Origin of the sequence: Pseudomonas sp. S04 (assembly GCF_009834545.1) — a bacterium.
GTDB lineage: Bacteria > Pseudomonadota > Gammaproteobacteria > Pseudomonadales > Pseudomonadaceae > Aquipseudomonas.
Map to the genome: position 1 here is coordinate 2,082,759 of NZ_CP019427.1, position 21,245 is coordinate 2,104,003.

Consider the following 21,245-nt stretch of genomic DNA (forward strand, 5'->3'; position numbering starts at 1 on the left):
GGGCTTGGTGTGTTGCTGTTGGGCGTGGGTGCGTTGCTGCGCCCCGGCGACCGGGGCAGCGCCTATTCCGAGTACTTCAGGGCCCTGAATCAGCAGTTGAAGGAGCACGGCCCGATGCGCCCGGTGCTGCTGATCGATCTGGATCGCCTGGACCACAACATCGATGTGGTGATGCAGTCGGTCAAGCGCGGTGGCAAGCACCTGCGCCTCGTGGAGAAATCCCTGCCGTCACCGGGGCTGTTGGCCTACATCTGCAAGCGCGCGGGAACCCAGCGACTGATGTCGTTTCATCAGCCGTTTCTCAATCATGATGCACTGGTTTTCCCCGAGTCCGACATCCTCTTGGGCAAGCCGCTGCCGGTGCGTTCGGCCGAGCTGTTCTATCAAGCCCACAAAGGCGCGTTCGATCCGGCGCGGCAGTTGCAATGGTTGCTCGATACTCCGGAGCATCTGCAACAGTACCTGGCATTGGCCCGGGGATTGGGTACCCAATTGCGGGTGAACATCGAGCTGGATGTCGGCCTGCATCGCGGCGGCGTGGCAGACACGGCCACCCTGGGGCAGATGCTGGGGCTGATCCGTGCCAACGCGCAGCACCTGCAGTTTGCCGGGTTCATGGGCTACGACCCCTTTGTCGGCATGGGGGTGCCGGGCATCCTCGGCAGTGCCGATGAGCTGTTTGCCAAGGTCATGACTCAGTACAACGGCTACGTCGACTTCACTCGGCAACAGTTTGCCGACCTCTGGCGCCCGGACCTGACGCTCAATACCGCGGGCAGTCCCAGCTATCGCATGCATCAGCAGGAGTCGCTGAGCAGCGAGGTGTCGGTGGGTACGGCCATGCTCAAGCCAACCCATTACGATTTGCCCTCGCTGGTCGAGCACCTGCCGGCCACCTGGATCGCGACCCCGGTATTGAAACGCACGGGGGCGGTGCAGATTCCTGCGCTCGACGGCAAGTCCAGGCTGTTGTCGTGGTGGGACATCAACCAGCGTGAGACCTACTTCATCTATGGCGGTAACTGGATGGCCGAGTTCGAATCGCCGGCCGGGTTGCAGAGCAACGGGCTGTACGGGCGCAGTTCAAATCAGGAAATGGTCAATGGCTCGCAGGCGGTGGGCCTGGCAGTAGATGACCAGGTGTTCCTGCGACCAACCCAGACCGAGTCGGTGTTGCTGCAGTTTGGCGATTTGCTGGCGGTGCGTGGCGGCAAGATCGTCGAGACCTGGCCGGTATATTCCTGAACGCCTGGGCGCAGCTGTAATGCTGCGCCCGTAGAGCGGGATCAGAAGTCGAATTTATCGCGCAGGCCGTAGTACCACGCACCCAGTGCGGCGAACGGGGTGCGCAGCAACTGGCCGCCGGGGAAGGGGTAGTGCGGCAGGTCGGCGAAGGCATCGAACCGCTCGGCCTGGCCACGCAAGGCCTCGGCCAGCACTTTGCCGGCCAGGTGGGTGTAGGTGACGCCGTGGCCGCTGCATCCCTGGGAATAGTAGATGTTGTCGCCCAGGCGCCCGACCTGAGGTAGGCGCGACAAGGTCAGGAGGAAATTACCGGTCCAGGCGTAGTCGATCTTTACGTCCTTGAGTTGGGGGAAGGCCTTGAGCATTTTCGGCCGGATGATCGCCTCGATATTCGCCGGATCCCGCGCGCCATAGACCACGCCGCCGCCGAAAATCAGGCGCTTGTCCCCCGAGAGGCGGTAGTAGTCGAGCAGGTAGTTGCAGTCTTCGACGCAGTAGTCCTGGGGCAGCAGGCTGTTGGCCAGGGCTTCGCCCAAGGGTTCGGTGGTGATCACTTGGGTGCCGCAGGGCATCGATTTGGCGGCGAGTTCCGGGACCAGGTTGCCCAGGTAGGCATTGCCGGCAACGATGATGAACTTGGCTCGCACCTTGCCCGTCGGCGTGTGCACTACCGGGTTGGCACCGCGCTCGATACGCACCGCCGGCGATTGCTCATAAATCGAGCCGCCCAGGGATTCGACGGCAGCGGCTTCGCCCAGCGCCAGGTTGAGCGGGTGGATGTGGCCGCCGCTCATGTCGAGCATGCCGCCCACATACTGCTCGCAGGCCACGACTTCGCGGATGCGGGTCTTGTCGAGCAGTTCGAGCTGGCTGTGGCCGTAGCGCTCCCACAAACGTTTCTGCGCCTCCAGGTGACCCATCTGTTTGCCGGTGATGGCGGCAAACACACCGCCATCCTTGAGGTCGCACTGGATCTGGTACCTGGCGACACGGTCACGAATGATCCGCCCACCTTCAAAAGCCATTTGCCCCAGCAATTGCGCCTGCTTGGGGCCGACACTGCGTTCGATCACATCGATGTCGCGACTATAGCTGTTGACGATCTGTCCGCCATTGCGACCCGAGGCGCCAAAACCGACCTTGGCAGCCTCCAGCACCGTCACCCGAAACCCGCTCTCCAGCAGGAACAGCGCGCTGGACAACCCGGTGTAGCCCGCGCCAATCACGCAGACGTCGGTTTCTACCTCATCTTGCAGCGCAGGGCGCGCCGGCACAGGGTTGGCAGACGCAGCGTAATAGGATTGCGGATAAGGAGTGTTCGCCATCCCGAAGCCTCTGTTTAATATATTTTACGAATGCAGCGATCCTACCTGAGTTAAAAATCCACTGCCAGCGGGCGCAAACCCCGGTTTGCCGCAGCAAAATTAAATATTTTGCATATTCATAGGGTTAGGTGAAAAAAAGGTGTTGACACCCCTGCGCAATTCCGTAGAATGCCGCCTCACAGCAGGCACGTAGCTCAGTTGGTTAGAGCACCACCTTGACATGGTGGGGGTCGTTGGTTCGAGTCCAATCGCGCCTACCAAACAAAATCCGCTCTGCTGGGCGGTCTAGAAGGGCTCACCGAAAGGTGGGCCCTTTTTTGTTGGCTGCGATTTGCAAACCTTTTGCAAAACTCCCACCTCAGAACGCCAATTTTGCCAGCAGCGCACTCATCATACTGGCCAGCCTTTTTGACCGATCACCGACCAGTTAATCGGGCAGCACAGCAACGCCGAGCCGGAGTCAGCAGGCTACGAACACCGTTTGCTCTAAATGCGCTGATGCGCCAGGTCAGTAGTGGCTGAAGCCGCGAAGGCTGCAGTGGCAACGCAAACCACGGTACCCACACCAATACCGGTTGTCGCGGGCAGACTTGCCACTGCTGTGCAAACGTCTGCTCTGACTACGAATGAGCGGACCACGCTGCCGAATTGTTCGGCGCAGCTACAATCGCTGATTATGACCATTAAGCGCTCCCCGAACACCACCGCGTTTAACTCTGACCTGATTTGAGTGGGCCTTGCCGATGTCCATCCGCAGCCACTTGAAGGTTGGACAGCGGCGTAGTTGACGGCAATTGGTCGTTTGCCGAGCCTGTCGTCATGCTGCCGACCGAGGCAGAGTTTAAGGCCCAGGTCTTGATTCAGCGTGATGAGCGTATGGCGGCGGTCAATGATGTGACGATTGGAATGTCTGACGCCTTCGTGGGTGGATTACTTGATGAGGATGGCACGAAAAAGTTCAAGGCCTATGCGGCTTATAAATTGGCCTTGAACAAGATCGACAGACAGGCGAGCTTTCCTGAAGAAGTAATCTGGCCGGAATACCCAGCTACTTGACGCTTTCCAGGTTTTCCTCCTGAGCTGAGTAGCGCGCTTCCGAGGATGTTGCTGCGTACTTTTTCTTCAGGGTGAAAAATGGTTTCTCGATAATGCCGTAAGTCAGCATAGAGAAGACCACGATCGCAGGAACCGTTAGAAAGGCGGTCTGAACAAGGACATCAGCCAGCCCGCCGGGCGTCTGTCCAATACGAATGAAGTGAGTGTTGGTGAATGGAATAATTATGTAGTGCATGCAATACATCGAGAAGCTGAGTTGCCCCAAGCGGGCCAGACTGACATCGATAGACTCAGGGATGCTAAGTCGCGCATGCGAATAGCTGACGATTAGAGTCGCCCACATCACTGCTTCGATGGATGGCCAGAATGCCATTATCCAAGACTGATCAATTCCAATTAGGCCTTGCTGCCCGCAAAAAATACTCATCACGACTGCGGCGCCTGCTATCGCAGCAATCAGCCACGCAGTTGATATCTTGCTATCAGCCAAATATCGCTTGGTCAAAAAGGCAGCAACCATGCCTATTGCGAACTGATCAATGCGGCCGAGCAATGTTATGTAGGCCACATTAGTTACCGAGCCCATCTTCATCCATATGAGGTACTTGAAAAATATGGTAAGCGCGAGAAGTCCTAGAATATACCTCGGCCCAAATCTATCTAAGAACAAAACAAGAAATGGGAAAATTAAGTAGAACTGAAACTCTACGGCGATTGTCCATAGGTGCCCGAATAATGGAAGCTTTACGTCCTGTAGTGTATTGACAAAAGGAAAAAACAAGCTGAGAGCTTGCGTGAACGAGTAGTCAAGTCTCCACCCGCATAGCATTATCAAGACACATAAAATGTATAGCGGATAAATTCTCAGAATTCTATTTTTTATGAAGTCAAGGTAGTTTATTTTTTTTCCTGAGGCGATTTTAGTGAGTAGGTAGCCGCTGAGAACCATAAACAGCCCCACGCCCATGTGTCCTTGCTCGACCAATCCTAGAAGGGGATTATAGGTGCTGTGGCCGAGGCCGAAGTTGTCGGTAAAGCAATGATAGAAAATCACCATCGCTGCCGCCAAAAATCGCAGGTGATCAAGCCGCGAGTCATATTTAAGATTTTTCGATCCGACGGGCCGATCCACTACTATCGAGAGAGCGCCTTCAGCACGAAGAATATGGTGGGTGATGAGTATCGTAAAACTCAGAGTTATAAGAAATGCAGCAGCAACGAAAGGCGCGAAAATGCCTTTGGATTTAAGCAGTAGCTCATTGCTGGGAATTAATAGTTTGGCTTCAGACTGACTGTATAGATTGACTATATTTTGGGTGGCTCCACTCGTTATAGCGATATGCCCAGACCAATCTGTCTTTACAAGCTCTAGGCCTTGGCTTTCAGGTGGAACTTTTAAGGTAAGCGGACCATATGGAGGAATATAGGAAACTAGCCTGTTGCCACGGGCCTCCCATCCAGCGGGTACTGTGTCATCCATATAAGGAGGTCTTTCAATCCAGACCTCCGCGCCTTTTGAATCGGCAGATTTTATTCCTGTTGCTTGCAATGTGACCGTTGAAGCTTGGCTTCCGAACAGAGCCACGACCACAAACGGTAGTAACTTTGAAGTAAGCAGGTATGCAATAGGTAGCGATATGAAGAGTGCCCACAAGCTGCGTTCTCCGACAGGAATATTTTTTTGCACGATAGGTGTCCAGTCCGCTGAGGTTTCTCGGCGTATATAGTAGCACTGGACCACTAGGTTTTTGCTTGGCGATAGGTAATACCCATCACTGCGCAGCAGTTGCTGCAAATCCCCCCAGCGCCGGCCCAGTTGCCGGATTTTTGTGCCTGGAAAAAGTATGACTGTTACCGATAGAGGCCGCGATAACCTCGCGCACACGCTGTGGGGGAGACTCGCGGCGAATCGTTGCCGGCCAGATCGCCGTTGTTTGGACGACCCGCAGCCGCGTTAACGGCGGCAAGGCCAAGTCGTGTTAGGGGAGGGCTATGCCGGTGTATGCCTGAAGGTCTGGCAGTTCAGTTGCTCTAACAAGAACGACCCGAACTACACCTATCTGAGCGATGCGAAGCCGATTGCGCTCCGCGAGGTTGCCGAGGTGCACATAGTCGCTGATCAGGTGATGGCTGGCAAAGTGCCCGATCTGACTGGCGGTAGGCGCTCTCCTACGCGACCACCATGCCGAAGGCTCCTGTGTGGGCGGCGAAGACCAAGCGGACATAGAAGCTCGGTCGGCACGTTTTTTTCAAGGATGTGCGGTGATTCCTTTGGTGTGGCGCATAGGTAGAGCACTTCTGTTGGCCACGCTACTGATGACCGGGAGTGGGACGGCTACCGGGGGCTGGCACGCGAACAGTTACAGCATGCAGTTGACAGAACTGGCAAGACTGCACAAAGGGTGACCTGGCTTCCATCAGTAACCAAACCCACCAAGAGGCTTTGGCCAATGCACAAAAAGACCAGGCTCGCCTGCGCTATCGCCTTACCAATTCTGTTTTCGGCTGTCAGCCCTCACCGATACCTCGGATTCAGCCAGTGGCTGTTAAGTGCCAGTCGGCACCGGATCCGTCGGCATGGTTCATGGAGTACCGTGTGTCGGACTTGATCCAGTGCATGCTCAAAGAGTTATTAGAATTGCCGACGCCGGCAACCAGCTACTGATAGTGCATGGCCGCATGCCAGGCTTACGTAAGAGGTGTCTCGCTGATGGTAGAAAGGGCTAATGAACGGTCTCTCGTCGGTGAGTTCGCGAATTCGGAGGTTGAGTTGGCCATCAGCTCCCATTTGCTTTTCGTATCTCTATATCAGTGGAACTACGGTTTGAACCCGCAGCTCTGACTTTGCTCTGGTCAACTCGGCTCGTAATTGGTCCCGCTGCTTGGATACGACAGCATCTATTTGCACCAGATCGAAGATGCCTTCGTGAGCGTTGCGCAGTTGCAGGGTCAGTTCCTGAGCCTCGGTCTTGGTCACGCGCAGGAAGTGCCGACGGGTCTCTAGCTCAGTCGGGCAACCAAGCCAGTCACTGGTGTTTTCTATGTCGAGGGGGCACGATCATACCTTTGTCCCGTCCTGAATAAGGTTTACACCTATTTCAGGACTAGACACTGGGCAAGAACTTTTCCATCGTGATGTTCCATGCCGCGCGTGACGGCAGAGTGTGGGGCGGAATTAGAGTTGCTTCCATTTGAAAGAGAGCTCTGTGGCGGGACAAACTATTGTCGATATACGCGCCGCAATTATTGCTGATCAAGCAGCCTTGAGGGTGTTGCAGAACACTGTGCGGAAGCTTTGTCCGTAAATGTAAATGAGGCGTGTTTGCGGTTATCTAAGTCAGAGGCTTACAGCCTAAAAATCTCAGTAGAGCGCCGCGCCTGTTATGATAATACCGTTCGAGTTGCTGGTTTTGTAGATTCTAACCAGTCCCTTATCGCTGGCGCCGCCCGAATAGCATATTTCTATTTCTCTATTTAGTTCCGGCTCGAAAATTTCAATCCCGCGACAGCCTCTCCTGCCGCCTGAAGATTTTTTGTATTCTGCAGTGTAAGTGCTTCGATTTCCATCGGGAAGATAGATTAAAAGCGAAAGCGGAATATTCAATATCAGTAAATATGCTATGAAGAGTGTTAGTGGAAGGGATGTAATTACTTTTATGGTTCTTATAAGTTCTCCAGTGAGTAGATTTGCTTTGAATAAGAAAATCCCCAGTGAAGTTATAGATGCTAATATTAATGAAGATATAATGTAAAGATTTTGAAGGCTTGTTTTGAAAAATATCACATTGTAAATGTGGCTTTTCCATGTGAAAAATAATGAAATAGTGAGCATGCCCCCAAAAATCAGTGGTGCTAAATAAAAATACGAATTCTTGTTCATTTTTCTCTGGGCTCTATCTTGAATGCCAAATTTATAACGGTTACCGATGCCGGCGGTAGTGGAGTGATCGCGCTCGCGAGGAAAAGTAAGACGAGGGGGCTAGTCACTCTGACTGGTAAAGCGCGCAGCACATCACAACCATCCCGATGTCAGCCTTGTCAGTACGGAAGGGTATTTCGCCCAGTACCTGAAATCCGCAACTTTCATAAAAACGCTGGGCATGGCTGTTGGACTTCAGCACATCTAGCCATAGGGCGCTTTCCTTGCGGGTTTTTGCTGACTGCTGAATGAACTGCAGAAGCTGTTTGCCGTAGCCTTTGCCCGCCTGAGACTTGAGGAAGTAAATCTTCTGCAGTTCAGCACCAATTTCGCCAGACACAGGGATCGATCTGGACCAGTTGACCTTTGAAAAACCTATGGCTCGACCTTCCTCGTCGAATACCAGGAGCCAGTTGTGGTGGGTGGGTGCTTCGATGGATTTCTCAAGTTCGCAGATTGAGAAGTCCTCGTTGAGGAAGTGCTGCATTCCTGCGGCGGTCCACAGGTCAGAAAAGTGCTCGCGGTACGTCTCGATACCGAGGTTGCGAAGTACGTGGATGTCTTCCCTGGTGGCTTCTCGAATGGTGATCACTGCCTGCTTCCTGCATTGGGTTGATACTGATCAATACCGGGAGAGGCAGACGAATACAAGAGCCAGCGACTTCAGTACTAATCCTTTCTACCCAAGCCCATTCTCTTTGGTCTTGAGCGACCACTTCACATTGGACGCCCGTCTTGGTGGCTGCAATTCTGCGCTTCAGCCCGCAGAGGCTGCCCTCAAGGAAAAGGAGTCCGCCATGCTCGGTCACTACGCGCAATACAGTCAGCACTACATCACCACCTTGATGATCGTCACCACGCTGTTTTTTGCCCTGCCGATCTTTATCGCGCCCATTGCCTGGGCTCGGGCGATGCGTTGGACGATTCCCGAACACCGGCACCTGGCGATCTATTTTGGCCGCTGCCTGGGGGCGTTTATCCTGGTGGTGGAAGTGGCGATGTTGCGTTCTGCAACTACCGGCACCAGTTTCAGCTATGCGTTTGACATGCTGTTTGTGGTGTTCACGCTGATGTTTGTGGTGCATGTGTATGGTGCGGTGAAGCGTATCCAGCCCATTACCGAAACCCTGGAGATTGGTTTCTGGATGATCCTGTTAGTGCTCAATACGCTGTTTTATCCGGCAACGTCGATCACCCTGTAGGGCTCAAGCCTGGGCTGTTACGGTTCCCTTCGCGTCGCGCAATACTCGACAATCAGTCCCGAAATCGCGGCCACTATCGGTTGATCCGCTTCAGGCGCGGCAAACAGCCGGAACTGCGCATCAGGCAAGTCCGGCAAGCCATGCTCGGCCCCCAGCGCCACCAACCCCTGGCCCAATTGACTGGCCGCCATCGGTGCCAGCGCAAAACCTGCCAACACCGCAGCTCGCAATCCGGCAGTGCTGGTGCAGGACATTGCCGTACGTTGGGGGATGCCCGCCTGGGCCAAGCGTGTCAGCGCCACCTCGCGATAAGGGCACGGCTCTGGGAAGAGCGCCAGGGGCAGGGGGCTGGGTAGCGAGGTCACAGGCTGCGCCGGACCTGCCCACACCAGGGGTTCTTGCCACAGCAGTTGGCCCGGCTCGTCGGTTTCGCAGACCGAGCCGATCACCAGTTCCAGATGGCCTTGCTTCATCTGGTTAAGCAAGGTGCCGGGGATGCCCACCTGGATGTCGATTTCCAGGCCCGGGTACTGCGCGGCGAAAGCTTGCAGCGTGCGCAACAGTCGCGCCTCGACAAAATCCTCGGACAGCCCGATTCGCAGTCGCCCGTGAAAGGGTGTGCGAGTCAGCTCCGCCCAGGCGTCCCGGTTCAGCGCGAGGATCGTGCGGGCATAGCCGATCAGGCGTTCGCCGTCGGGCGTCAATTGCTGGGAGCGGGTGGTGCGTTTGAGCAGCGGTTTGCCGATCTGCTCTTCCAGGCGTCGCAAATGACCGCTGACCGCGGACTGGGTCAGGCTTAGTTTGTCGGCGGCGCGGCTGAAGCCGGCTTCATCGACCACAGTGACAAAAGTCTTGAGTAGCAGGATGTCGAACATAGTTGTATTCGTGATCAATTGAGCAATTAATTACGATTTATATTTCAAGTGGCGCTATGTTGCAATGCCCTCCAGATTCCCATCCTTGAGGTCATCCATGGCTAGGCTTGTACATATTGAGTGTTCGCCCCGTAAACAGCGTTCGGCATCCCTGCAGGTTGCCCGCAGTTTCATCGCGCGTTATCAGGAGCATCACCCGGACACCGAAATCGTCACCCTCGACCTGTGGGCCATGGCACTCCCGGAGTTTGACCAGCATGCCATGGACGCCAAGTACGCCGGGCTCGCGGGCACAGCCTTGACGCCCGCGCAGCAAGTCGCCTGGAGCACCTTGAGGGCGTTGGCCGAGCCGCTGCATCGTGCAGACCTGCTGGTGCTGTCCGTGCCGTTGTGGAATTTCAGTATCCCTTACAAGCTCAAGCACTTCATCGACCTGGTGTCGCAGAAAGACCTGTTGTTCGGGTTCGACCCCGAGCGTGGCCTGTATGGCTTGCTGCATAACAAGAAGGCCGTGGTGGTCTACGCCCGCGGCCTGGATTTTTCGTCGCAGTCGAGCACGCCGGCACAGTACTTCGACTTCCAGGAGCCTTACGTGGCGGCTTGGCTGCAATTTATCGGGATCAGTGATTCCCACGCAGTGATTATCGAGAAAACCATCTTGGGCGAGGCGCAGGATTTACCGGCTCGCGAGGCTGCGACTGAGCAGGTCAGGCGTTTGGCGGACAGCCTTTGTCACAGTTAAGGGGCACTGACGTCAGGTGGGGTAGGCGTTCGGCGTTGAGTCGCTGGCATGCGGCCTCGGCCTCCAGGCGGCTGGGGTAGGTGTGTTGCAAGCGCAGCTTGTCCCGGTTGTCGTAGAGGTTAAATCCTGTGGGGGATGCCTTGCAGTAGGAGCGTTTGCCTGTGCGCAAGGAATGGGTCTGGGCAGGAATCGCCGGCACTACAACAAATCTTGGAACCATGCTCGCCTCCTCTGACCCGCGTGAACGTGAGTCTAAGCAATAGCGGCAACTTGCCACTAGATCAAGGTCGTGGGCTGAAATTCCGATGGGCAACCGTTTTTACCGAAGGTTTACCTGTTCGCTGCTGGAAGGCAGCGGCTCGTATTCGTGATGATGCAGATGGCGGTACCAGCCACAGGCGGCCATGCCGAGCGTGATGACAACCAGGGTGGAAAATGCGGTGGCAGCGTAGATGATCACAAGTGTTGCAAATCCTTGCAGGGGTGGTCCGGCAAGCGTAGTTCCATTACGCCATCTCAGAATGTAGGACAAGTCGTTTTGTTCGGAGGATTTTATTTTTGGTGTTGATTTTAATCGGGCTGCGATTAGCGCCTGGCAAGCGAAGTCCGACGCGATGAACTACTACTGACGCAGCTGTTTTTTCCGTCCTGAAAGGGGAGTCAAACCCATGGCTGTTCACTGGTTGCTTGCGGCGGTTCATCTGTTGGCCTATGGCCTCGCGTTGTGGGCGGTGCTGGCCCGTGCCACGGCTTTTCGACGAGTGACGGCCGATGGCGGCGGGGCCCGCAGCGTGTTGCTGGCCGACAACTTCTGGGGCGTTTCGGCGATCGTCCTGTTGCTGACGGGAGGGCTGCGGGCCTTTGGCGGCTATGAAAAGGGCACGGACTACTATCTGCATCAGCCGTTGTTCCATCTGAAAATGAGTTTGTTCATCATCATTTTGCTGCTGGAAATTGCGCCCATGCTGGCGTTGATCAAATGGCGGATCGCATTGGGCCGGCAGGCTCCGATCGATGTCGGGCGCACAGCGCTGTTTGCCCGTATCTGTCATGTCGAGGCGTTGTTGATTGTGCTGATGGTGGTAGCGGCCACGGGCATGGCGCGCGCAGTGACGTTCGGCTGACGGCTTGGGCGGGCGTCGGTTTCGACGGGAGAAAAGAGAATCGGCTGACAGCGTCGTCTGGGGAGATCCCGTTAGTATCGACGTTGTTGGTGAGGCGCAGAATCTTTAGCCAGCCATTACTCTAAAAAGCAGGCTGGCTACTGATTGCTGTTCAGGCTCAGGTTTGCGGTTTTTCCGGGGCAGTCAGGCCTGCCTGGATGCGCTGGTAGATTTCTTCTCGATGCACCGCAACGTCTTTCGGGGCATTGATGCCGATTCTGACCTGCTGGCCGCTAACGCCCAGAATGGTGATGGTAATGTCGTCACCGATGTTTATGCTTTCACCGACTTTGCGGGTGAGTATCAGCATGATCTTCTCCTTGATAGCTTTGTAGGGCACCTGACACACGTGCAGATGTCGGTAATACGTATAGATTAGTGCGAAGTGTCACGGTTTGGGTGCTTCTTTCTGACGCGTAGACGCTGCATTAATTCCCGGGGTGCGACTATACAGAGGCTGCAATCATCATTCTCGTTGTTTTATCCCCTGTTTGCTTGGGTTGAGAGGCTTTTTTGAGTGATAAGATCTGCGCCTTTGGTATTCAGGGGGAAAAGCTGTGCGCAAATTGATGTGGGTGATCGCGGTGTTGGCGCTGGCCGGGTGCGGTGAGCAGGCCGGGCAAGGGCCGAAGAAGCCCCAGGCGGCGGTTGTGGCCAGTCCGGCAGAGGTCGCTGTACCGCAGTGGGATGTGTTGGTGCAAGGTTCGACTCCGCAGGCTGTCAGCGATCTGACCGGGTGGTTGATCGAGCATAGCTTTGTTTCCTACGTCGTCACGCAAGACGGCAAACAACGTGTGCTGGTAGGGCCATTCAATTCCAAGGCTGAGGCTGAGTCACGCCAGGCCCAGGTGGCCGCCGCCCTGGTCAAGGCGAAGAAACAGAACATCGAGACCCTGGTCATCGAGCACAACAGCCTCAAGTAATGCCTGCCTAAAGGGTGAGCGACGTTATCCGTCTATAGGGGATAACGACTCATCACCCTCAGGGAGGTCCCCATGGCCCGCGCTGCCCCTTACACAGTGTTCGACGCCGTCCTGCAACGAAAGCAGGAGCTGAGCCCGCATCTGATGCGCGTGACGCTGGCCGGCCCCATGGTGACCGGCATGGCCACCTGGGCGCCGGACCAGCGGGTAAAGCTGTTTTTCCCGGCTGCCGATGGCAGCCTTGCCAGGCTGGCCCATGATGCGGACTGGCACACCGGCTACCGTTCCCTGCCTCTGGCGCAACGCCCGGCGATGCGCACCTACACCATTCGCCACCTGCGTCCTGCGCAGGGTGAGGTGGATATCGACTTTGTCCTGCATGGCGAAACAGGTCCGGCTTCACGCTGGGCACTGCATGCCCAGCCGGGCGCGAACCTACAGATCGTGGCACCTGACCGGCGTTTCAGCGCCGAGCAAACCGGTGGTTTTGAATGGAAGCCGCCCATGGAGCTGGGACAACTGCTGCTGATGGCCGATGCCACCGCACTGCCAGCGGCACTGGGCATCCTTGAAGAGTTGGCCGGGCAACACGCGCCGCCCGCGACTCAGGCGTTTTTCGAAGTGCAGACCGCCGCTGACCGGTTGCCGGTGCCCCAGTGGCCGGGGCTCGAGGTGCAATGGCTGATTCGTGATGAGCGTGCGTCTGGCGCTGCGGGCATGCTGATGGTTGAGGCCGTGCAGAGCGCCCAACTACCGGATTTCAATTCAGCAGTTGGCGACTCTGGGGCATTGCCCGACATCGATATCGACCAGGAGATTCTCTGGGAAACCGGTTCCGCCCAGGGTGCTGCTTTTTATGCCTGGATCGCTGGGGAGAGTGCTGCTGTGATGAGTGTGCGCAAGTACCTGGTCGGTGAGCGGCAGATTCCTCGGCAAATGCTCAACCTCATGGGGTACTGGCGTTACAACAAGGCTGGAAGCTAGCTCGTCAGGGGCCCGGGGCGCTATACCCCGGGCCTTGTCTTAACTGCAGAGCTTCATGTCTACCGGGCCGACAAACTCGTTGGCGCGACCCATGACGCAAGCCACCTTCTGGTTACGCTGGCGCTCCCAGACTTGCACCGGGTAGGTCTTGTTCCAGGCCTCGTACAATTGTCGATCCTGCTTGGACAGGCGCAAGCCGTACTGCTTGCTCATGTAGAAGTAGGTGCGGGCGATCATGCCGCGGATGGAGGGGCGCGGCATGACCTTCTTGGCCTTGAAGTCGACCTGGGTCAGGCACGAACCATATTGCCCGCTTTTTACCGGCAGCCAGCCGAAACTGAAATTGCTGCGGTCGCCGTTGACCTCGCCGATGCTGGGCACCAGGTTGTGCAAGTCGGCCTCGGCGCGCTGGTAGGTCGGATCATGGCGGGTACAGTTCTGCCGCCCACCTTCCTGCCAGCACTGACGCAGATGGCCGATCTGCCAGGCCGGCACTATGTGTTCCCATTCAATACGTGCCGCGCGGTTGGCGTTTTTCCGTGGCACGTAGCCACAGGCCGCGAGGTCGACCCGATTGCCGGTGTACTTACAGCCGCAGTAGAACTCGGTGGACTGCGGCGCGTAGAGCGTCCAGGCGATCTTTTTCGCTTCGTTAAACGTACGTGGCGCCTGCGCGTGTGCGCTGGCCGCCACCAGGAGTAGCAGCAAAGCAAAACAACGAACCATCATCGACTCAATCTTCCTTCGGCACTACCCAGAAAATCTGCACGCCACCGTCGTCGCGGTGGGCGAGGGTGACGTTGTCGTTCTCGGCGATTTCCTCAAGCAGGCGTTCCCACTCATCAACCGGCTCATCGGGGAGACGGAAGATCAGTGCAGCCTTGGCTTTTTGTGCGTTCGGCGAATTGATGATTTTTTGAATGCGTAGACCCATGCGTTCGTAAGAACCAGGTGGGTTGCTGTTTGCTTGGGAAGTGGCCACGGGATAGTCCTTATTAAGCTGTACGTGCATACAGTATTTAACTGTAAGCATTTTCGCAACTGCTTAAAATTCAAGAAGATCTCTCAGACCACAGGTTTTGCGTTTTAGTGTGCGTCGGCAGTTTTTTTTTGCAGTGCTGGCGCCAGGGTTGGCGCTGACTCGCCCGGGCGGGCGAGTCAGGAGGGCAAGCGTGCAACCCGGGCGGGTCGCACGCACTCAATCAGTATTCCCAGAACATCCGTTGCAGCTCTTTGCTGTCGGATGTCTTGGTCAGGGCAACCATGGCCAGGATCCGGGCTTTTTGCGGGTTCAGGTCATGCGCCACGACCCAGTCGTATTTGTCGTCTGGCTGCTCTGCGTTGCGCAGGACAAAACCGCCGGCATTGACGTGGGAAGAACGAATGATCTGCACGCCATCCTTGCGCAGGGCTTGCAGGGACGGCACGACGCGCGAAGATACCGAGCCATTGCCGGTGCCGGCGTGGATGATCGCCTTGGCGCCGGATTGAGCCAGGGCCTTGTACGCGGTGTCGCTGACGTTGCCGTAGGAGTAGGCGATCTCTACGTCAGGCAGGCTCTTGATGGTCTTGATATCGAATTCCGAATCCATGGTGTGGCGCTTGGCCGGCAGGCGGAACCAGTAGGATTTGCCTTCGACGACCATGCCCAGCGGGCCCCATGGGCTCTTGAACGCTTCAGTCTTGATGTTGACCATTTTGCTGACATCACGACCCGACTGGATCTCGTCGTTCATGGTCACCAGCACGCCCTTGCCGCGTGCGTCCTTGCTGCCGGCTACCGCGACGGCGTTGTACAGGTTGAGCATGCCGTCTGCCGACATGGCAGTGCCTGGGCGCATCGAGCCGACCACGACGATTGGCTTGTCGGTTTTTTCCACCAGGTTGAGGAAGTAGGCGGTTTCTTCCAGGGTGTCGGTGCCGTGGGTGATGACGATGCCGTCGACGTCCTTGCTGTCAGCCAGCTCGGCCACGCGGCGGCCCAGTTGCAGCAGGTTTTCATTGGTGATGCTCTCGGAGGCGATTTGCATCACTTGCTCACCACGAACATTGGCCACTTGGCTCAGCTCGGGTACGCCGGCGATCAGTTGCTCGATCCCGACTTTGGCGGCCTGGTAGGTCGCGCTGTTGGCGGCACTGGCGCCAGCGCCGGCAATGGTGCCGCCGGTAGCGAGGATCACCACATTCGCCAGTTTTTGCTGGTTGGCGACTTCTTTTGCCTGCAGGGCTGTCGGCAGAAGCAGCAGGAGGGCCAAGGCGCCCGGAACAAGGGTGTTGAAGGCAGATTTCATTATTTTCTCTCTAATAGTGATGACGGTGCTGATGCAGGTTCATCTAGATTCCCCCAGGCCGATCTGTATGCCGGGGGTAGGGGGTTAGAGCAGGATTTGTACCAGCCGTGAAGAAGACTCAATAAACTTATAAGTAATTGATTTATAACGATTAAATATAGATTATTGAGGGCAATGTAACGAGGCGTGTCCGGAATTCCGACGAAATCTGCGAACGGCGTTCGGTTGTCCGAAAAGTCCTACTGAGTTTGGGTAATCTTCCTACGTCACTGGCAATGAAGGGCTCTCAAGAAAACGCTGCGCCGGCCGATGTTCCTTGAAGGATCATTTTTCCAAGGAGCTCAGATGACCATTGCAATCGGTTCAACCCCTGGCCTGACGGTTCGTGTCAGCGACAAACCCCTGGTGATTGTCCAGACGTCCGACAAGGCACTGGCAAACGCCTCGGGCGAAGTGCTGCCGGTCGAGGAGGAGGGCACTGGCAAACCAGTGGTCAGCTCCAGGCAACAGGCCGAGCCAAGTCCGTCCTCCGCAGAGTCCGGTGGCAATGTCCTGGTGCAAGCCCTGCAAAAGCGCATGAAGGAATTGCAGGCGTTGTTGCAAAAGCAACAGGAGCAGTTGGCTGCTGCCCAGGCTGCGTCCAACCAGGCGCCTGAAGCCAAGGCGACGATGGTCGCGGGCATTCAAGGGCAGATTGCCTCAACCAGCGCAGCCCTGATGCAAACCGCGGCGGCCCTGGCCAAGGAGCTGGGCAAAGGTTCGTCCGGCGGATTGGTCAACACCACCGCTTGAGTGTCCAGGCCTTGGCCAGTCGTTGACAAATAGCGGCAGGGTTCGCATAGTTCGGTCTACGCAAACGTTTGCGCAGCGGTGCCTGTGAAGAACAGCAATGGCTGTGGTGCTGCGGGCGATGCACGCGTTGCTCACAATAATCATAAGATCGGAGTGAACCCATGAAGCTGCCATTCGCTGGACGTCTTCTTGCTGTCGCTATGCTGGCTGCCGCCGCCACCGCTGTGCCCCTCTCTTCGGCTTTCGCCGACACCCCTGAAAAACCCAAGGTCGCCCTGGTCATGAAATCCCTGGCCAACGAGTTCTTCCTGACCATGGAAGATGGTGCCAAGGCCTACCAGAAACAACACCCTGGCGATTTTGATCTGGTCTCCAACGGAATCAAGGACGAAACCGACACCGCTAACCAGATTCGTATTGTCGAGCAGATGATCGTTTCCAAGGTCAATGCGCTGGTGATTGCGCCCGCCGACTCCAAGGCGATGGTGCCGGTGATCAAGAAGGCCGTCGACGCCGGTATCACCGTGATCAACATTGATAACCAGCTCGACCCGGATGTGCTCAAGAGCAAGAACATCAGCGTGCCTTTTGTCGGTCCGGACAACCGCAAGGGCGCACGCCTGGTTGGGGAATACCTGGCCAAGCAACTCAAGGCCGGTGACGAAGTCGGCATCATCGAAGGGGTTTCCACCACCACCAACGCCCAGGCACGGACCGCGGGCTTCAAGGATGCGATGGAGGCGGCGCAGATCAAGGTGGTGTCTCTGCAATCCGGTGATTGGGAGATCAACAAGGGCAATCAGGTTGCCTCCTCGATGCTCAGCGAATACCCACAGATCAAGGCCCTGCTGGCCGGTAACGACAGCATGGCGGTAGGCGCCGTTTCCGCAGTGCGAGCAGCCGGCAAGGCGGGCAAGGTGCAAGTGGTGGGTTATGACAACATCAATGCCATCAAACCGATGCTCAAGGACGGTCGTGTCCTGGCCACCGCCGACCAGTTCGCAGCGAAACAGGCGGTGTTTGGCATCGAAACCGCGCTGAAGATCCTCAAGGGCGAAAAGGTCGACAGTGGCCCACAAGGCGTGATCGAAACGCCGGTTGAACTGGTCACCCAATAACCCGTCTGGCATCACAATGGCGCTCGCCCGTGCGGGCGAGCGCATGGAGAGTTTGTTATGTCAGTGAGTGCCTCGAGCGCGGTCCTTGCGGTCAGCGGTATCGGCAAGACGTATGCGCACCCGGTGTTGGCCGGCATTGACCTGACGCTGATGCGCGGCGAAGTGCTGGCGCTGACCGGTGAGAACGGTGCCGGCAAAAGCACGCTGTCGAAGATTATCGGCGGCCTGGTCACCCCGACTACCGGGCATATGCAGTTCCAGGGCCAGGAGTATAGCCCGGGCAGTCGTGCCCAGGCCGAAGCCTTGGGGATCCGCATGGTTATGCAGGAACTCAACCTGCTACCGACCTTGTCGGTGGCGGAAAACCTGTTTCTCGACAACCTGCCCAGCTACGGCGGCTGGATCAGTCGCAAGCGCCTGCGCAGTGCGGCGATCGAGGCCATGGCGCAGGTCGGCCTCGATGCAATCGACCCGGACACGCTGGTGGGGGAGTTGGGCATTGGTCATCAGCAAATGGTCGAAATTGCCCGCAACCTGATCGGCGACTGCCATGTGCTGATTCTCGACGAGCCGACAGCCATGCTGACGGCCCGTGAAGTCGAGATGCTGTTTGAACAGATCAGTCGCCTGCAAGCCCGGGGCGTGGCGATCATTTATATCTCCCATCGGCTCGAAGAGCTGGCACGGGTGGCCCAGCGCATTGCGGTGTTGCGCGACGGCCAACTGGTCTGCGTCGAGCTGATGGCCAACTACAACAGCGAGCAACTGGTCAACCTGATGGTCGGTCGCGAGCTGGGTGAGCACATTGACCTGGGGCCTCGGCAGATGGGTGCCGCGGCGCTCACCGTCAATGGCTTGAGTCGGGCGGACAAGGTGCTGGATGTGTCTTTCACGGTGCGCGCCGGGGAAATCTTCGGGATCTCCGGCTTGATCGGAGCCGGGCGTACCGAGCTGCTGCGCCTGATTTTCGGCGCCGACGCGGCGGACAGCGGTACGGTGGCCCTGGGCTCTCCTGCGCAGGTGGTGAGCATCCGCTCGCCGGCCGATGCGGTGGGCCACGGGATCGCGCTGATCACCGAGGACCGCAAGGGCGAGGGCCTGCTGCTGACGCAGTCGATCAGTGCCAACATCGCCTTGGGCAACATGCCGGAGATTTCCAGGGGCGGGATCGTCAACCCGGGCGCAGAGACCGCGCTGGCGCAACGGCAGATCGATGCCATGCGCATTCGCAGTTCCAGCCCGACCCAACTGGTGGGCGAGCTGTCCGGCGGTAACCAGCAGAAGGTGGTGATCGGCCGCTGGCTCGAGCGCGAGTGTACGGTGTTGATGTTCGATGAGCCGACTCGCGGTATCGACGTCGGGGCCAAGTTTGATATCTACGCCTTGCTCGGCGACCTGACGCGTCAAGGCAAGGCGCTGGTGGTGGTTTCCAGCGACCTGCGAGAACTGATGCTGATTTGTGACCGTATCGGCGTGTTGTCGGCGGGGCGGCTGGTCGAGACCTTCGAGCGCGACAGCTGGAGCCAGGATGATTTGCTTGCCGCCGCTTTTGCCGGCTACCAAAAACGTGATGCGTTGCTCAACGAAGCAGCGCCTAGGGATCTTCCATGAAAACTGCAGTGTCCGCTGGCAAACGTAGTGGCAACTTTTACGGCCTGGGTACCTATCTGGGCCTGGCAGGTGCCTTGCTGGCGATGATTGCGCTGTTCTCGGCATTGAGCAGTCATTTCCTGTCGTACGACACCTTCAGCACCCTGGCCAACCAGATTCCCGACTTGATGGTGTTGGCGGTCGGCATGACGTTCGTGCTGATCATCGGCGGGATCGACCTGTCGGTGGGCTCGGTGCTGGCCCTGGCGGCATCCACGGTCAGCGTGGCGATCCTCGGCTGGGGCTGGAGTGTCCTGCCGGCAGCGCTGCTGGGCATGGCCGCTGCGGCACTGGCCGGGACCATTACCGGCTCGATCACCGTGGCCTGGCGCATTCCCTCGTTCATCGTGTCGCTGGGGGTGCTGGAAATGGCCCGCGGCGTGGCCTACCAGATGACCGGCTCGCGTACTGCCTACATCGGCGATGCCTTCGCCTGGCTGTCCAATCCAATAGCCTTTGGTATCTCGCCGTCGTTCATCATCGCCCTGCTGATCATCTTCATCGCCCAGGCGGTGCTGACACGTACCGTGTTTGGGCGCTACCTGATTGGCATCGGCACCAACGAAGAGGCGGTGCGCCTGGCGGGGATCAATCCCAAGCCGTACAAGATTCTGGTGTTCAGCCTGATGGGGTTGCTGGCTGGAGTCGCGGCGCTGTTCCAGATCTCGCGCCTGGAGGCGGCTGACCCGAATGCCGGTTCCGGCCTGGAGCTGCAAGTCATCGCGGCCGTGGTGATCGGCGGGACCAGCCTGATGGGCGGGCGCGGTTCGGTGATCAGTACCTTCTTCGGCGTGCTGATCATTTCCGTACTGGCAGCAGGGCTCGCGCAGATTGGCGCCACTGAACCGACCAAGCGCATCATTACCGGTGCCGTGATCGTGATCGCGGTGGTGCTCGACACCTATCGCAGCCAACGCGCCCGGCGCCGGAGCTAAGCATGGCAACGATCAAGGATGTAGCGGCGCTCGCGGGGATTTCCTACACCACGGTGTCGCATGTACTGAACAAGACCCGTCCGGTGAGCGAGGAGGTCAGGCTGAAAGTCGAGGCGGCGATCCAGCGCCTGGACTACGTGCCCAGCGCCGTGGCTCGCTCGCTTAAGGCCAAGACCACCGCGACCATCGGCCTGTTGGTGCCCAACAGCCTCAACCCGTACTTCGCGGAATTGGCCCGGGGCATCGAGGACTACTGCGAGCGTAATGGCTACTGCGTGATTCTGTGCAATTCCGACGATAACCCGGACAAGCAGCGCAGCTACCTGCGGGTGCTTCTGGAAAAGCGCATCGACGGCCTGATCGTCGCCTCCGCCGGTGGTGACAGCGGGCTGGCCCAGGGCCTGGCGGGCGTGCGTACGCCGATGGTAATTGTCGACCGCGGGTTGGAAGGGCTGGATGCGGACCTGGTGCGCATCGATCACGAGTACGGAGCCTACCTGGCAACCCAGCACCTGCTGCAATTGGGCCATCGTGACATCGCCAGCATCGGCGGTCCGGCGCACACCAGCGTGGCCCAGATGCGCCTGGCCGGTTTCTGCCGGGCGCTGAAAGAGGCGGGGGTGCAGGTGCCGACCGAGCGCATGCTCGAAAGCGACTTCACCAGCACCGGCGGTTACAACGCGGCGGCTACGTTGCTGGCGAGCAACCCCCCGACGGCGATATTCGCCGGCAACGACATGATGGGCATCGGCGTGCTGCGCGCGGCTGCTGAACGCAACATCCGGGTGCCGAGCGAGCTGTCGGTGATCGGTTTTGACGACATTCAAATGAGCCGCTACGTCTACCCGGCGCTGACCACGGTCGGCCAGTCGATCCTGCAACTGGGAGAAATGGCGGCGCAAGTGCTGTTGCGCCGGATCGCGGCCCCCCAATTGGCGACCGATCAGCAGATCGTGACGCCCAGCATTGTCCTGCGAGAGTCGACTGCGCCGTTGTCCGGCGTCTTCGACTCTTTGCGCTGAAGC

The 21,245-nt window shown here is 57.7% G+C and carries 22 protein-coding genes and 1 tRNA gene; 13 read left to right on the plus strand and 10 right to left on the minus strand.

What is annotated here, in order from left to right; genetic code table 11:
• Positions 1-36: 36 nt before the first annotated feature.
• The gene (locus tag PspS04_RS09345) at positions 37-1,245 is read left to right on the plus strand and encodes a DSD1 family PLP-dependent enzyme (RefSeq protein ID WP_162530226.1); all 1,209 of its coding nucleotides are present in this window, start codon (positions 37-39) and stop codon (positions 1,243-1,245) included.
• A gap of 41 nt (positions 1,246-1,286) precedes the next feature.
• Here the strand turns inward: PspS04_RS09345 and PspS04_RS09350 are convergent, their stop codons facing one another.
• On the minus strand, positions 1,287-2,570 hold the full coding sequence (locus PspS04_RS09350) for an NAD(P)/FAD-dependent oxidoreductase (RefSeq protein WP_159994770.1): 1,284 nt from the start codon (positions 2,568-2,570) through the stop codon (positions 1,287-1,289).
• A 183-nt stretch (positions 2,571-2,753) separates the two neighbouring features.
• Here PspS04_RS09350 and PspS04_RS09355 point away from each other — a divergent pair.
• Together PspS04_RS09355 and PspS04_RS09360 are read left to right on the plus strand one after the other, a co-directional pair.
• A tRNA-Val gene (locus tag PspS04_RS09355) sits at positions 2,754-2,830 on the plus strand.
• Between the two features lie 559 nt (positions 2,831-3,389).
• Positions 3,390-3,626, plus strand: coding sequence for a phage tail assembly chaperone (locus PspS04_RS09360; protein WP_159994772.1), 237 nt, complete (start codon positions 3,390-3,392; stop codon positions 3,624-3,626).
• On the opposite strand, the gene PspS04_RS09365 is transcribed toward PspS04_RS09360, so the two are convergent.
• The 3 genes from PspS04_RS09365 to PspS04_RS09375 all read right to left on the minus strand — a co-directional run bounded on the left by PspS04_RS09365 (position 3,619) and on the right by PspS04_RS09375 (position 8,137).
• Positions 3,619-5,313 carry an acyltransferase family protein gene (locus PspS04_RS09365; protein ID WP_159994774.1) on the minus strand — a complete coding sequence of 565 codons (1,695 nt, stop codon included), beginning with the start codon at positions 5,311-5,313 and terminating at the stop codon, positions 3,619-3,621. The genes PspS04_RS09360 and PspS04_RS09365 overlap by 8 nt on opposite strands.
• 1,674 nt (positions 5,314-6,987) lie before the next feature.
• Positions 6,988-7,506: a hypothetical protein gene (locus PspS04_RS09370; protein WP_159994776.1), complete on the minus strand. Its 519-nt coding sequence runs from the start codon at positions 7,504-7,506 to the stop codon at positions 6,988-6,990.
• 103 nt (positions 7,507-7,609) lie between these two features.
• Entirely contained in the window at positions 7,610-8,137 is a 528-nt protein-coding gene (locus PspS04_RS09375; RefSeq protein ID WP_159994778.1) for a GNAT family N-acetyltransferase, read from the minus strand.
• Between the two features lie 205 nt (positions 8,138-8,342).
• On the opposite strand from PspS04_RS09375, the gene PspS04_RS09380 reads away from it, so the two are divergent.
• Entirely contained in the window at positions 8,343-8,747 is a 405-nt protein-coding gene (locus PspS04_RS09380; protein ID WP_159994780.1) for a hypothetical protein, read from the plus strand.
• Between the two features lie 17 nt (positions 8,748-8,764).
• Here the strand turns inward: PspS04_RS09380 and PspS04_RS09385 are convergent, their stop codons facing one another.
• On the minus strand, positions 8,765-9,622 hold the full coding sequence (locus tag PspS04_RS09385; protein WP_159994782.1) for a LysR substrate-binding domain-containing protein: 858 nt from the start codon (positions 9,620-9,622) through the stop codon (positions 8,765-8,767).
• Positions 9,623-9,719: 97 nt separating this feature from the next.
• Between PspS04_RS09385 and PspS04_RS09390 the strand changes: the two genes are divergently transcribed.
• A complete protein-coding gene (locus tag PspS04_RS09390) occupies positions 9,720-10,364 on the plus strand; it encodes an FMN-dependent NADH-azoreductase (RefSeq protein ID WP_159994784.1) in 645 nt (214 codons plus the stop codon).
• 319 nt (positions 10,365-10,683) lie between these two features.
• Here the strand turns inward: PspS04_RS09390 and PspS04_RS09395 are convergent, their stop codons facing one another.
• Positions 10,684-10,824, minus strand: a complete 141-nt coding sequence (locus tag PspS04_RS09395; protein ID WP_159987304.1) for a hypothetical protein — start codon at positions 10,822-10,824, stop codon at positions 10,684-10,686.
• Between the two features lie 208 nt (positions 10,825-11,032).
• On the opposite strand from PspS04_RS09395, the gene PspS04_RS09400 reads away from it, so the two are divergent.
• The gene (locus tag PspS04_RS09400) at positions 11,033-11,488 is read left to right on the plus strand and encodes a DUF2214 family protein (protein ID WP_159994786.1); all 456 of its coding nucleotides are present in this window, start codon (positions 11,033-11,035) and stop codon (positions 11,486-11,488) included.
• 157 nt (positions 11,489-11,645) lie between these two features.
• On the opposite strand, the gene csrA is transcribed toward PspS04_RS09400, so the two are convergent.
• Entirely contained in the window at positions 11,646-11,837 is a 192-nt protein-coding gene (gene csrA / locus PspS04_RS09405) for a carbon storage regulator CsrA (protein WP_008057174.1), read from the minus strand.
• A 247-nt stretch (positions 11,838-12,084) separates the two neighbouring features.
• On the opposite strand from csrA, the gene PspS04_RS09410 reads away from it, so the two are divergent.
• Both PspS04_RS09410 and PspS04_RS09415 read left to right on the plus strand, forming a co-directional pair.
• Complete coding sequence (locus PspS04_RS09410) at positions 12,085-12,450, plus strand: SPOR domain-containing protein (RefSeq protein ID WP_159994788.1); 366 nt, start codon at positions 12,085-12,087, stop codon at positions 12,448-12,450.
• A gap of 72 nt (positions 12,451-12,522) precedes the next feature.
• Positions 12,523-13,434 (plus strand): siderophore-interacting protein, encoded by a 912-nt coding sequence (locus PspS04_RS09415; protein ID WP_095169260.1) that lies wholly within the window; start codon positions 12,523-12,525, stop codon positions 13,432-13,434.
• A 39-nt stretch (positions 13,435-13,473) separates the two neighbouring features.
• Here the strand turns inward: PspS04_RS09415 and PspS04_RS09420 are convergent, their stop codons facing one another.
• The 3 genes from PspS04_RS09420 to PspS04_RS09430 form a co-directional block, all read right to left on the minus strand.
• Positions 13,474-14,163, minus strand: coding sequence for an endonuclease (locus tag PspS04_RS09420; protein WP_095169259.1), 690 nt, complete (start codon positions 14,161-14,163; stop codon positions 13,474-13,476).
• Positions 14,164-14,167: 4 nt separating this feature from the next.
• Entirely contained in the window at positions 14,168-14,446 is a 279-nt protein-coding gene (locus tag PspS04_RS09425) for a DUF1654 domain-containing protein (RefSeq protein ID WP_095169258.1), read from the minus strand.
• Between the two features lie 190 nt (positions 14,447-14,636).
• Complete coding sequence (locus PspS04_RS09430) at positions 14,637-15,725, minus strand: asparaginase (protein ID WP_095169257.1); 1,089 nt, start codon at positions 15,723-15,725, stop codon at positions 14,637-14,639.
• 345 nt (positions 15,726-16,070) lie between these two features.
• Between PspS04_RS09430 and PspS04_RS09435 the strand changes: the two genes are divergently transcribed.
• From PspS04_RS09435 to PspS04_RS09455, 5 genes are all read left to right on the plus strand, one after another.
• Positions 16,071-16,517: a hypothetical protein gene (locus PspS04_RS09435; protein ID WP_159994790.1), complete on the plus strand. Its 447-nt coding sequence runs from the start codon at positions 16,071-16,073 to the stop codon at positions 16,515-16,517.
• A 161-nt stretch (positions 16,518-16,678) separates the two neighbouring features.
• Entirely contained in the window at positions 16,679-17,635 is a 957-nt protein-coding gene (locus tag PspS04_RS09440) for a sugar ABC transporter substrate-binding protein (RefSeq protein ID WP_095169255.1), read from the plus strand.
• Positions 17,636-17,692: 57 nt separating this feature from the next.
• On the plus strand, positions 17,693-19,246 hold the full coding sequence (locus tag PspS04_RS09445; protein WP_159994792.1) for a sugar ABC transporter ATP-binding protein: 1,554 nt from the start codon (positions 17,693-17,695) through the stop codon (positions 19,244-19,246).
• The gene (locus PspS04_RS09450) at positions 19,243-20,220 is read left to right on the plus strand and encodes an ABC transporter permease (RefSeq protein WP_095169253.1); all 978 of its coding nucleotides are present in this window, start codon (positions 19,243-19,245) and stop codon (positions 20,218-20,220) included. The genes PspS04_RS09445 and PspS04_RS09450 overlap by 4 nt, the downstream gene beginning before the upstream one ends.
• A gap of 2 nt (positions 20,221-20,222) precedes the next feature.
• Complete coding sequence (locus PspS04_RS09455) at positions 20,223-21,242, plus strand: LacI family DNA-binding transcriptional regulator (RefSeq protein ID WP_095169252.1); 1,020 nt, start codon at positions 20,223-20,225, stop codon at positions 21,240-21,242.
• Positions 21,243-21,245: the final 3 nt, after the last annotated feature.

Bases quoted from the DNA above. Each gene is read 5' to 3' on its own strand.
- PspS04_RS09350 (WP_159994770.1), bottom strand. From the start codon at position 2,570: ATGGCGAACACTCCTTATCCGCAATCCTATTACGCTGCGTCTGCCAAC.
- PspS04_RS09360 (WP_159994772.1), top strand. From the start codon at position 3,390: ATGCTGCCGACCGAGGCAGAGTTTAAGGCCCAGGTCTTGATTCAGCGT.
- PspS04_RS09370 (WP_159994776.1), bottom strand. From the start codon at position 7,506: ATGAACAAGAATTCGTATTTTTATTTAGCACCACTGATTTTTGGGGGC.
- PspS04_RS09380 (WP_159994780.1), top strand. From the start codon at position 8,343: ATGCTCGGTCACTACGCGCAATACAGTCAGCACTACATCACCACCTTG.
- PspS04_RS09385 (WP_159994782.1), bottom strand. From the start codon at position 9,622: ATGTTCGACATCCTGCTACTCAAGACTTTTGTCACTGTGGTCGATGAA.
- PspS04_RS09390 (WP_159994784.1), top strand. From the start codon at position 9,720: ATGGCTAGGCTTGTACATATTGAGTGTTCGCCCCGTAAACAGCGTTCG.
- PspS04_RS09400 (WP_159994786.1), top strand. From the start codon at position 11,033: ATGGCTGTTCACTGGTTGCTTGCGGCGGTTCATCTGTTGGCCTATGGC.
- csrA (WP_008057174.1), bottom strand. From the start codon at position 11,837: ATGCTGATACTCACCCGCAAAGTCGGTGAAAGCATAAACATCGGTGAC.
- PspS04_RS09415 (WP_095169260.1), top strand. From the start codon at position 12,523: ATGGCCCGCGCTGCCCCTTACACAGTGTTCGACGCCGTCCTGCAACGA.
- PspS04_RS09420 (WP_095169259.1), bottom strand. From the start codon at position 14,163: ATGATGGTTCGTTGTTTTGCTTTGCTGCTACTCCTGGTGGCGGCCAGC.
- PspS04_RS09425 (WP_095169258.1), bottom strand. From the start codon at position 14,446: ATGCACGTACAGCTTAATAAGGACTATCCCGTGGCCACTTCCCAAGCA.
- PspS04_RS09430 (WP_095169257.1), bottom strand. From the start codon at position 15,725: ATGAAATCTGCCTTCAACACCCTTGTTCCGGGCGCCTTGGCCCTCCTG.
- PspS04_RS09435 (WP_159994790.1), top strand. From the start codon at position 16,071: ATGACCATTGCAATCGGTTCAACCCCTGGCCTGACGGTTCGTGTCAGC.
- PspS04_RS09440 (WP_095169255.1), top strand. From the start codon at position 16,679: ATGAAGCTGCCATTCGCTGGACGTCTTCTTGCTGTCGCTATGCTGGCT.
- PspS04_RS09445 (WP_159994792.1), top strand. From the start codon at position 17,693: ATGTCAGTGAGTGCCTCGAGCGCGGTCCTTGCGGTCAGCGGTATCGGC.
- PspS04_RS09450 (WP_095169253.1), top strand. From the start codon at position 19,243: ATGAAAACTGCAGTGTCCGCTGGCAAACGTAGTGGCAACTTTTACGGC.
- PspS04_RS09455 (WP_095169252.1), top strand. From the start codon at position 20,223: ATGGCAACGATCAAGGATGTAGCGGCGCTCGCGGGGATTTCCTACACC.